General features: G+C 39.0%; 13 protein-coding genes. 6 read left to right on the forward strand and 7 right to left on the reverse strand.

What is annotated here, in order from left to right; genetic code table 11:
- Nucleotides 1-67: 67 nt before the first annotated feature.
- Nucleotides 68-1,300: a M16 family metallopeptidase gene (locus HCCG_RS04245; protein ID WP_015453212.1), complete on the forward strand. Its 1,233-nt coding sequence runs from the start codon at nucleotides 68-70 to the stop codon at nucleotides 1,298-1,300.
- 224 nt (nucleotides 1,301-1,524) lie between these two features.
- On the opposite strand, the gene HCCG_RS04250 is transcribed toward HCCG_RS04245, so the two are convergent.
- The 7 genes from HCCG_RS04250 to HCCG_RS04280 all read right to left on the reverse strand — a co-directional run bounded on the left by HCCG_RS04250 (nucleotide 1,525) and on the right by HCCG_RS04280 (nucleotide 5,458).
- Nucleotides 1,525-2,517 (reverse strand): Gfo/Idh/MocA family protein, encoded by a 993-nt coding sequence (locus tag HCCG_RS04250; RefSeq protein WP_014666243.1) that lies wholly within the window; start codon nucleotides 2,515-2,517, stop codon nucleotides 1,525-1,527.
- 6 nt (nucleotides 2,518-2,523) lie between these two features.
- Nucleotides 2,524-2,775, reverse strand: coding sequence for an ion transporter (locus tag HCCG_RS12820; protein WP_133246282.1), 252 nt, complete (start codon nucleotides 2,773-2,775; stop codon nucleotides 2,524-2,526).
- Nucleotides 2,739-3,278, reverse strand: a complete 540-nt coding sequence (locus tag HCCG_RS04260) for an ion transporter (RefSeq protein ID WP_002956203.1) — start codon at nucleotides 3,276-3,278, stop codon at nucleotides 2,739-2,741. Before HCCG_RS04260 ends, HCCG_RS12820 begins: the two co-directional genes overlap by 37 nt.
- A gap of 134 nt (nucleotides 3,279-3,412) precedes the next feature.
- A complete protein-coding gene (locus tag HCCG_RS04265) occupies nucleotides 3,413-3,727 on the reverse strand; it encodes a hypothetical protein (protein ID WP_002956204.1) in 315 nt (104 codons plus the stop codon).
- A gap of 43 nt (nucleotides 3,728-3,770) precedes the next feature.
- A complete protein-coding gene (locus HCCG_RS04270; protein ID WP_002956205.1) occupies nucleotides 3,771-4,118 on the reverse strand; it encodes a TM2 domain-containing protein in 348 nt (115 codons plus the stop codon).
- Between the two features lie 12 nt (nucleotides 4,119-4,130).
- Nucleotides 4,131-4,442 (reverse strand): hypothetical protein, encoded by a 312-nt coding sequence (locus HCCG_RS04275; protein ID WP_230197865.1) that lies wholly within the window; start codon nucleotides 4,440-4,442, stop codon nucleotides 4,131-4,133.
- Between the two features lie 659 nt (nucleotides 4,443-5,101).
- Entirely contained in the window at nucleotides 5,102-5,458 is a 357-nt protein-coding gene (locus HCCG_RS04280) for an NINE protein (protein WP_002956208.1), read from the reverse strand.
- A 56-nt stretch (nucleotides 5,459-5,514) separates the two neighbouring features.
- Between HCCG_RS04280 and HCCG_RS04285 the strand changes: the two genes are divergently transcribed.
- The 5 genes from HCCG_RS04285 to HCCG_RS04305 are packed head-to-tail and all read left to right on the forward strand — an operon-like array spanning nucleotide 5,515 to nucleotide 10,144.
- Nucleotides 5,515-6,381, forward strand: a complete 867-nt coding sequence (locus tag HCCG_RS04285; RefSeq protein ID WP_230197878.1) for a beta/alpha barrel domain-containing protein — start codon at nucleotides 5,515-5,517, stop codon at nucleotides 6,379-6,381.
- A 59-nt stretch (nucleotides 6,382-6,440) separates the two neighbouring features.
- On the forward strand, nucleotides 6,441-6,692 hold the full coding sequence (locus tag HCCG_RS04290) for a YfhL family 4Fe-4S dicluster ferredoxin (protein ID WP_002956210.1): 252 nt from the start codon (nucleotides 6,441-6,443) through the stop codon (nucleotides 6,690-6,692).
- Complete coding sequence (locus tag HCCG_RS04295; RefSeq protein WP_002956211.1) at nucleotides 6,692-8,164, forward strand: Ppx/GppA phosphatase family protein; 1,473 nt, start codon at nucleotides 6,692-6,694, stop codon at nucleotides 8,162-8,164. The genes HCCG_RS04290 and HCCG_RS04295 overlap by 1 nt, the downstream gene beginning before the upstream one ends.
- A gap of 1 nt (nucleotide 8,165) precedes the next feature.
- Nucleotides 8,166-9,233: a lipopolysaccharide heptosyltransferase I gene (gene waaC, locus HCCG_RS04300; RefSeq protein ID WP_002956212.1), complete on the forward strand. Its 1,068-nt coding sequence runs from the start codon at nucleotides 8,166-8,168 to the stop codon at nucleotides 9,231-9,233.
- Complete coding sequence (locus HCCG_RS04305) at nucleotides 9,230-10,144, forward strand: lipid A biosynthesis lauroyl acyltransferase (protein ID WP_002956213.1); 915 nt, start codon at nucleotides 9,230-9,232, stop codon at nucleotides 10,142-10,144. The genes waaC and HCCG_RS04305 overlap by 4 nt, the downstream gene beginning before the upstream one ends.
- The last annotated feature ends 103 nt before the right edge of the window (nucleotides 10,145-10,247 follow it).

Genomic DNA, 10,247 nt, shown 5'->3' on the forward strand with positions numbered 1-10,247 from the left:
TAAGGCTCGTGGGCTACGCTCAGGGCTTTTTTGTATATTATTTTTTATGGCTTTAGTAGGAGGCAGTATGAATGCGGAGACAAAAATACAGAGTGTAGAGATAAATGGCGTGGCAGTGCCATTGCTTTTTGAGCAAAGTAAGAATCTGCCTGTGGGGAGTGTGCAGCTTGTGTTTATCGGTGGCAGTGCCGATGGGGCTAAGGCTGGGCTAGGGAATTTAAGTGCTAAGATTCTAAATGAAGGCACAAAAGATTTAGGCAGTGTGGAGTTTGCTAAAAGGCTAGAGAGCAAAGCTATTAGCTTATATGCGAGTGTGGGATTGCAGACTTTGAATCTTGAGCTTTCTTATTTGAAAGAGTTTCAAAATGAGAGTTTTACGCTACTTAATGAGCTTTTAAAACAGCCAAATCTTACACAAGAAGCTCTATCTAAAGTTAAAACGCTAACCCTTAATAAACTCGCCCAACAAGAAGATGATTTTGATAGCATTGCTGAAAAGAATCTCTATAAGATTCTATTCGAAGGCACAGCTATGGCAACCCCACTGCTTGGGGATAAGCAGAGTGTAGAATCTGTAAGTTTGCAAGATGTGGAGCAGTTTTTACAACGCAATCTCGTGCTAAAAAGGCTTATCATCGTGGCTGGTGGGGATTTACAAGAGAATGAGTTTAAGACTACTTTGATAAAAGCCCTAAGCACTCTGCCTGTGGGAGAATCTAAAGAGAAGCTTTCATTTGAAGCTATTCAAACGCCTAAAAATATAAGCTCTAAAAAGCCAACGCAACAAGCATTTGTATATTTTGGCTCACGCTTTGATAATGCGGACAAAACTAAAAATTATATGGCAAGGGTTATGAGCTTTATCCTAGGCGGTAGTGGCTTTGGCTCGCGTATGATGGAGGAAGTGCGTGTGAAGCGGGGCTTAGCCTACTCGGCGTATATGCGTGTAAATGTCGGCGGTGCAGCGGAATATACAAGTGGCTATTTGCAAACAAAGCTTGAGAATAAAGATGAGGCGATAAGGGTTGTCAAAGAAGTGATAGAAGAGTTTGTAAATAATGGCGTGAGTGAAGAGGAGCTAAATGCGGCTAAGGCGTTTCTGCTAGGGAGTGAGCCATTGCGTGAAGAGAGCTTATCTCAACGCTTAAATGCGAAGTTTTTAAACTACTTTAGGGATTTGCCTTTGGATTATCACAAGCGGGAGCTGGATCAGATTAAGGACTTAAAGCTAGATGAGCTAAATGCTTACATTAAATCGCATAAAGAGATTTTAGAGCTTAGCTTTAGCGTGGTGGAGTAGAATCCGCCTTTGTCTATTTTGTTACTCCAAGATTTCATATCAGCGTAGTTGTGGCAAACTATAAGAAAAGTGGCGGTAGCTTTACGCTTAAGGCACACCCTTAAGCTGACTAAAATAAAATCGCGTGAAATGCAAACCTATAAAAGCGTTATCGGGTGGAAAAAATCTGTTTTTGCCTTATTAGCAAAATAAGTTTGTGAATGACACAATAGAGTGTGTAAGGACTATGATTGTGTATGTGAATCTTGGATTATCTCAATAGCTTTGATCACGCGTAAAATATGCCCCTCATCGCATTGAGATTGTCTAAGATTATCGCCAAGAATAAGTGAAGCAAAGTAGGCAATGGAATTATCAAGTGCCATTGTGTTTGGCAGAGTGGGCGTTAGCTGTTCGCCTAGCTTATATTCCACCATTTTTTGATAAAGGCTATTTGTATCAAAAGTATCTTTAATCACAACGCCTGTGTCAAAAAGGGCGATTTTATCTTTCTTTGTCTCATCATAGATGGCAGTCTTTTTACTCCCACCGATAATCATCTCACGCACCTTAATGGGACTTAGCCACGATACACTAAGGGTTATGATAATGCCAGATTCTAATCGTAGATTGATATTAGCCAAAGCGTCATTAGGATAGTCTAAATAGCGTGTCTTAAAGGTAGAAACCTCCTTGATATGCAGCCCCACAAGGTAATCAATAATGCTTAAATCGTGGATAGCTAAATCCCAAATCACATCTACATTACTTTGAAATAGCCCTAGATTTATCCGCCTTGCGTTGATATAGACAATCTCACCAAAGCTTTTTATTTGCTCTTTGAGATACTGCACCGCCGGAGAATGCAGGAAAATATGATCGCAATAAAGAATCTTATCTTGCTTTTTAGCTAGAGCGTAGAGAGTTTGAGCTTGTGTGTATTGCGTAGTTAGGGGCTTTTCTACAAAGGTGTGTTTGTGATGTTTTAACGCAGATTCTGCTAGGGCAAAGTGCGTTTGCGGCGGAGTGATGATAAAGATGGCTTGAATCTTAGAATCTGCTAAAATCGCCTCATAGCTGACATAGGGCGTAATGTTATAATCTTCTTGTGCTTTTGTCTGTGCGGCTTTATCTTCATCATAAATGGTATGCAGGGCAAACTCTGTGCTATTATGCAAAGCCCTAGCGACATTCCGCCCCCAATACCCATAGCCAATAATCGCAGATTGTATTGACATTGTGAGCTAACCCTTGCTTGTAGATTCTGCGTTGGATTTAGAATCTTTAGTGTTTTCTTCACGCATTTGCTTCATCTCGGCTATGCTTTCTACCACAACACCTACAATGAGATTGAGCACGATAAAGCTTGCAATGCAAATAAAGCTCACAAACACCGCCCACGCCCAAGGATACACTTCCATAATAGGACGCACAATCCCCATAGACCAAGATTCTAAAGTCATAATTTGAAAGAGCGTATAAAAGCTATCGCCCAAATCTCCAAACCACTGCGGGAACGCCTCTCCAAAGAGATTGACACACAGCACCCATAAATGCAGTAAAAGATGATTAAAAGCACCATTATGCTTATCATTGAGGGGATTGTGTGAAGCATTGCCGCAGAAACTAAACGCATAGTGGGAATGACAGAAAGTAGGCGGAAGATTCTAATCACCCTAAATGCCCTAAGCACCGCTAGTCCGCCCACGGCAAAGAGACTTACTGCTATGATGATAAAATCAAACCAATTCCAACCCCAATCCTTGCCGATAAAAAACTTTAGCCTAAAAGCTAAAATCCGCAATCCCAACTCCATAACAAAAATCCCAAGACATATATAATCAATAATGCTAAGAATCTCTCCAAAATGTTTATGGATAAACTTAATCGTCTCTAGTCCCAAACACGCGGAGTTAATGAGAATCACACTTGTGATAAAAACACTCCAAGAAGTAGATTCTAAAAAGCCTTGAAGTTTGCGTATAAAAGCGGAGAACATTTTTGTCCTTTTGAGGTGAAATAGAGCTTTTAATAGATTTGAAAGTTGAATCCTACAAAAACTGCAATTATAAGAAAAGTTATTAAATATGCTGAGTGGATAAGATTGCATAATTGCAATCTTATTGTGGAACATTAGTTATCTAGTATTTCTACTTCAATGTCTTTACCTGTGTTTTGAGCTGTATATCTTAAAATATCAGTATTAGTTTGCCCAAAGGCGGTTATGCTGATTTTTGCCTGACAAGTTACCTTTTTTGCATTATCATCTACACGCTCTGTTTTGTATTCTGAAAGACTGAATGTAGCAATATTCTTATACAATTCTGTCAATACATCATTAAGATGCTGTGTTATAACCTTATCATCACACGATGGGGTAGAGTCAAAACAACCATTTAGCATTCCTGCAACCACAACACTCATTACAAATACACCTAACTTTTTCATTTTTTCTCCTTTGTTATTTTAATATTTCAAGCACTCTGTGCCACTATACGCCAAGCATCATTAATTGCTGTGAGATTTTGTTAAGATTATCTTGCTTTATGCCTTTCCACACCATAAACCAATCAATAATCGCCCAAATCCCCAAGCCACCAAAAGTAATAAGCTTGAGTATGCCTAAACCAATATCGCCTTTGTAGAATCTATCCGCTCCAAATCCACCTAAACATAGCCCCAAAGTAAGCCCAATAATAGGACTTTTAAGACTAACCATCGCAAGTGAAGAAACTTTACTTTCATCAAGTTTTTCAAGGCGAGATTGAAGCGTTAATCCACTGCCTTCAGGGATAGAATCATTCCATTGCGATAGAAACATCGCTGTTTGATTATTCATACAAGATTCCTTTTATATCAAAGATTGCATTATTTTTTGGTAGTTAAATTCGCGTGCTCTCTTGCCAACGATAAATAAATCTACCACAAACCACACATATACAATAATCTGTGGCACAAGTGAAAAACCAGCCACCACAGCAGAATCTGTTGCCGCAGCTATAATCCATAAAAGTATCCATAAAGCCCATACGCTAAGTTTTGCGATAAATAGTGGCATATTTTTCAGCATAAGCCACGCTATACCAAAGAAACCCAGCAAAAAAGCTCCCACCCAAAATACCATTTTAGGATTACAAAGTCCAAGCGTATTTGTTTTAAGCAAAAAGTCTTATCGTCCTTGCTCGTCCATTTTGTCCAATCTCTCTTTGAGTGCGTGAAGCTTCATTTGGTCGTTTGGAAGCTTGTCTTGCAAACTCATAAGCAACATATTTGAATCCATTAGAACCCCTCATTTACCATTTACAAAATTTCAAGGAAATTATCGCAACTTCCCACCGCCACTTTAGATTCTTACTCCAAACAATAAAGCTTAAGAATCCACCACTTTTTATACCCACGCTCAAGCAAACTTAATTTACACTTAAGAATGCAGGTTTAGGCACAAAAATTTGCATTATGCCCCCCCCCCCAGCTTAATGTCTGCTGAAAAAAAAAAAAACGGATTCACAATGATCAAAAAAAGCAAAAAATACTTGAAATAAAAATCCGCAAGTAACAATGCGGAAAAAAGGAGAAATGGGAAAATTGAGAATCTAGATTCTCCAAATTGTCATACTGAGCCTTTGAGAGCGAAGTATCTACAACTTTATTTTCATTTGCTAGTTTTTTGCTTACCGCGTTTATCCGCACACCTTAGAATCTAAAAAAGATTTTTCGCCTTCTTCGTAATGCTCAAAATGACAATGTTGTGATGTAAAAGCGTGGGATTCTAGAATCTAAATAAAGCAAAGGTTTAAAGACATTGAGTCTAAAGATTCTAAGCTACACGCCTAGAATCATAAGCTGTTGGTTGATTTTATTGAGATTATCTTTTTTAATCCCTTGCCATACAAAATATAAATCTGCCAATGCCCAAAAAAAGCCGATAAAAATAAAAATGGATAGGAACTTTAAGATACCAAGTCCAATATCGCCTTTGTAGAATCTATCTACACCAAGAGCACCAAAGAAAAGCCCCAAAATAAGCCCGATTATAGGGTCTTTTAACGGGATAAAGCTAAGAGCTTGAATTTTATCTTCAGGGATTTTTTCTAATCTCCCTTGAAGCATAAAGGCTGCCTCGCTTGGAATCTTATTGCTCCACGCACTTGTAAGCATAATTAAAGCGGAATCATTCATCGTGTAATGTCCTTTGTGTGATGTGTTTAAGAAAATGAAAGTTGGGATTGTAGCAAGTGTTTTTAAATGTGGAATATGCTAAAATCGGCATTTTTCATAGGCTTATCTTTAAGATGTGGGGAGCAAAAGTGAAGAGCATAGAATCTAATTTTTTACAATCAAGCGTTATTTTTACAGAAAAATGCAAACGCAATCTTCAAGCACATTTAGCTAAACGCAAGAGCGTGATTGACTTTGAGACTTTGGGCAGGACATTAGCATACAGCCCTTTTCTGCCAAGATTTGAGCGGGAATTTTTCGCTCGTGCAAGGGCAAATCCACCTAAAAATGCTATGAGATTTGAGATTCAGGGTGATTTTGATGAGGTTGGGTTTTTGGAAATGGCAAGTGGAGCGGAGCAAAATGGCGTTAGAAATGGCAAACATAAGAGTGGTGGAGATATGTTTTTGCTTGATTTAAGAATGCAATATATGCCTTGTGTGAGTGGGGATTGTGTAGATTCTAAAGTGGATTCTAGCACTTTGGGTATGGTATTAGAATCTATCTCTTTGCTCCGCCGTCATAGCACTCTGCCTATTATCCACGCGGATTTGTTTGTAGATTCGTATCAGATTCTAGAATCGGCGTTGTTTGGGGCGGATAGTCTGCTTATCCCTTGTGGGTTGCATTCGGCTAAGACTTTAAGTGAGTTGCTACAATTTGCTAGGCGGTTAAATTTAGAGCCTTTTGTTGAAGTGTGTGATAAAGATGAGCTAAAAAGGGCGATTTTTAGTGGGGCAAGTATGTTATTTATACATAAAGATTCTTTTGAGGCACTTTTATCACTTGTGCCAAATTCCCAAATCATTGCTACAAATCACCACAATGATTACGGCGTAGATGTGCAGATTCTAGATAGTGGGGCGGATTTTAGCTCTTTTTAAAGAAGATTCAGCTAAAAGGCTAAGTTTTTTATTTGTAAAAATAGTTTGGGAGCGGTAAGATGGCTTTAATGATAAACAATGAATGTATTGCTTGTGATGCGTGTGCTGAAGAATGTCCAAATGGAGCGATTGAAGAGGGCGATCCCATTTATAGTATAGACCCTGATGTATGCACAGAATGCGTGGGAAGCTATGATGAGCCAAGTTGCTTGTCTGTTTGTCCCGTTGATGCGATTGTGCCAGATCCTGATAATATGGAGACGATGGAGGAGCTACGATATAAGTTTGAAACCCTACAAAAAGGGGAATAATGGCAAAAATTACCTCCGTTATAGATATTGGCTCAAACTCTGTGCGTATGGCGATTTTTCGTAAGACTTCTCGCTTTGCTTTTCATCTTATTTATGAGATTAAGTCTAAGGTGAGAATTTCAGAGGGCTGCTATGAATCTAGAGGTGTTTTAGGCGAAGTGCCGATGAATAGGGCGGTATTAGCACTGAAGGAGTTTGCTCAAATTTCAAAAGCACACAAGGCAAGGAAAGTGTTTTGTGTGGCGACTTCTGCCTTGCGTGATGCACCTAATTCAAAGATATTTGTAGATAGGGTAAAAAAAGAATGTGGCTTGTCTGTAAAAGTCATTGATGGCAAGAAAGAAGCCCTGTATGGTGGTATAGCCTGTGCTAATCTTTTGCATTATAAAGATGGTATAACAATGGATATAGGCGGTGGAAGCACGGAGTGTGCGTTTATTAGAAATGGTAAAATTATAGATTTAATCTCACTTGATATTGGCACGATTCGACTAAAAGAGCTGTTTTTTGATAAGAAAAATAATATTGAAGGGGCAAGGAGATTTATCCAAGAGCAGTTAAAAAGTGTGCCATCACATTTTAAGCATAATCGCATTTTTGGCGTTGGTGGGACGATACGCGCTTTGTCAAAGATGATTATGAAATATAAGAAATATCCTATTGCCGAGCTTCACGGCTATGAAGTAGATGTCGCACAGAATCTTAAGTTTTTTGAAAAGATTTCTCAAGCAAGTGAGGACAAACTAGAATCTATGGGAGTACCACAAGATAGGATTGATAATATCCGCAGTGGTTGCCTTATTTTGCAAATGTTTTTGGCTCACTTTGGGGCAAAGCAGATTGTTACAAGCGGTGTTGGGGTGCGTGAGGGCGTGTATTTGAGCGATTTATTACGCGGACATAAAAATACTTTCCCAAAAGCTTTTAATCCCTCCATTAGTGCGATTGAAGATAGATTTATGCTGGATAAGACTTATGCGGAGATGACAAGAAGAGAATCTTTAAAAATTTTTGATGCCCTATTTCCCCTGCATAAGCTTGATGAGCAATGTAAGAAGCTTTTAAATATTGCGTCATACTTATCAAGTGTTGGGCGGATTTTAAATTTTTATAATGCTGAACTGCACGGCTCATATATGTTGCTTAATGCCTTGGAGTATGGGTTTTCACATACAGAGCGTTTAAGTATCTGTTTGCTTGTAGAATATAGTGGTAAGAAAATTCCACAAGATGGGAGTATAGAACATATCAGCGATTTTATGCCTAAGCTTTTAAGTTTGCAATGGCTAAGCTTTATGTTAGCCTTAGCAGAAACGCTTTGCAGGAGTGAAGGGAATTTGCAGATACGCTATGAGTATGTGAAGTCTAAGATTCTAAGAATCTATACAAGTGCGGATTTGTATTTGGCTAGAGAGAATATAGCTAAGCTTCATAAGCCTGAACCTTTGCAGATTGAGTTTATCAAGGTGTGATGTGGGGCTTAGGGTAGCAATCATTCGGTTAAGTTCGTTAGGAGATGTGATTGTGGGGGCTTGTGTGTTGCCCTTTGTGCGAGAGAAACTCCAAGAGAAGTTGGGGCAGGAAGTAGAGATTACTTGGATTGTGGATAATGTCTTTGCGGAAGTGTTGCAGGATAGCCCTTGTGTGGATAGGCTTGTTAGGATAGATTTAAAAAAAGGTGGAATAGGAGCGATTCCTAAGATTATTAATCGGCTAAAAGCTCTGCCTTATTATGATAAGGTTGTAGATATGCAGGGGCTTATTAAATCAGCTGTATGTGGGAGATTCCTTAAATATGACGAGTTTTGGGGATTTGATAAGGATTCTATCAAAGAGAGGGCGGCAAGTTTGTTTTATAAGAAAAAAGTAAGGATTCCTTATGAAAATCATATTTTAGAGCGGAATTTTGTGCTTGTCCGTGAGGCTTTGGGGCTTGATGATGTGAATCTAGAGCGTGTATATACAAGGAGAAAAGAGGCATTTAGTCTAAATAATAAGGCAAAAGAGCAAGTGGCTACAATAATGCAAGAATGCGGGATTGATAGCAAAAAGCATTTGGTGCTACTTGTGCTTGAATCATCTTTAGAATCTAAAAGCTATCCGGTGGATTTATTTGTTGAAATGACCGCAATACTTTTATCTCAATCGCAGATTCAGGTGCTTTTGCTGTGGTATAGCACGGATAAGGCACGAGAGATTAAAGCTTGTTTTGAAAGTAAAGATGTTGTGCTTTTACCGCGTTTAAGTATGAGTGAGATAAAGGCATTAATACAAAAAGTGAGTGTTGTGGTGGGTGGAGATACTGGCATTACGCATTTGGCGTGGGCTATGCAAAAACCATCAGTAACACTTTATGGCAATACTCCTGCTTCGCGTTTTGCTCTTGTGGGGGAGCAAAATGTCTTTTTAAGTGGGAGTGAGAATCCACGCTATCAAAAGAATGATTTTTCTATTGCAAAGATTGCTCCTCGTGCGATTGTGGGAGAGATTGATACGATTTTACAAAGACAGCATAGTGTGGCTTGTGAGAGAGATATATGAAGTTTTTTACAAAAATATTAAAAGCTATTGTGAGTTGCTTGGGCTTTTATCTTAGCAAGATTCCACATTGGTTTTTTGTATGGCATATTGTGGCGTTGGCGTTTATAATGAGAGCTGTGGATAGACGCAGGTATAAGGACGCAAGGGCGAATTTGGATTTTGTGTATGGGGAGCAGATGAGTGAAGTGGATAAAAAAGCTTTGATTCAGACTTGCTATAAAAACTTTGCTTTCGTACTGCTTGAAACGATACGAGTGCCTTTTATCCCGTTAGACAAGCATACAAAGCGATTTAGATTCGTTGATGAAGAGCATATTTTACAGACTTTGGAAAAAGATAAGGGGGCGGTGCTGATTTCTGCACATTATGGGTATTGGGAGGCTATGGCAAGTGTATTGCCGCCGCGTTATCATTGGTGTAATATGGCGTCTTTGGGGCGTTTAACGCAGTTTAGTGCGATTAATGAGCTTATTATTCAGCGGCGTGAAATGCAAAATGTCAAGTTTATTGATAAAAAAGGTGCGTTTAAACATTTGCTAAAGCTTTATGGGGCAGAAAATGCCTTGGCTGGAATCTTGGTGGATCAAAATATATCCGCGAGTGAGGGTGTGTGGGTTGAGTTTTTTGGCAAAAAGGCAACGCATACGACCATTGCTTCGGTGCTCTCAAGGCGTTTTAATGTAGGGATAGTGCCGGTGATGATAGAGATTAAAGAAAACTACAAATCTTTTGAGGCGAGATTCTATCCGCCTATTTATTGTAAAAAAAGTGAGGATAGCACACAGAATATTTTGGAAGCGACACAGGCACAGGCTGACGCGATTGAAAAGGCGATAAGGGCTAAACCGCAGGATTGGTTTTGGTTTCATAAGCGTTTTAAATCAGCATATCAGGAGATTTATACGCATTAGATTCTATTTTTTGCCGTGCTTCATAGAATCTTTACTCATTTAAGCCCCCCTTAAGCTTTAAGTATGTATTATTTCACTCCCATTTGATTGAGCTTCTAGTCTC

Source organism: Helicobacter cinaedi CCUG 18818 = ATCC BAA-847 (genome assembly GCF_000155475.1).
GTDB lineage: Bacteria > Campylobacterota > Campylobacteria > Campylobacterales > Helicobacteraceae > Helicobacter_C > Helicobacter_C cinaedi.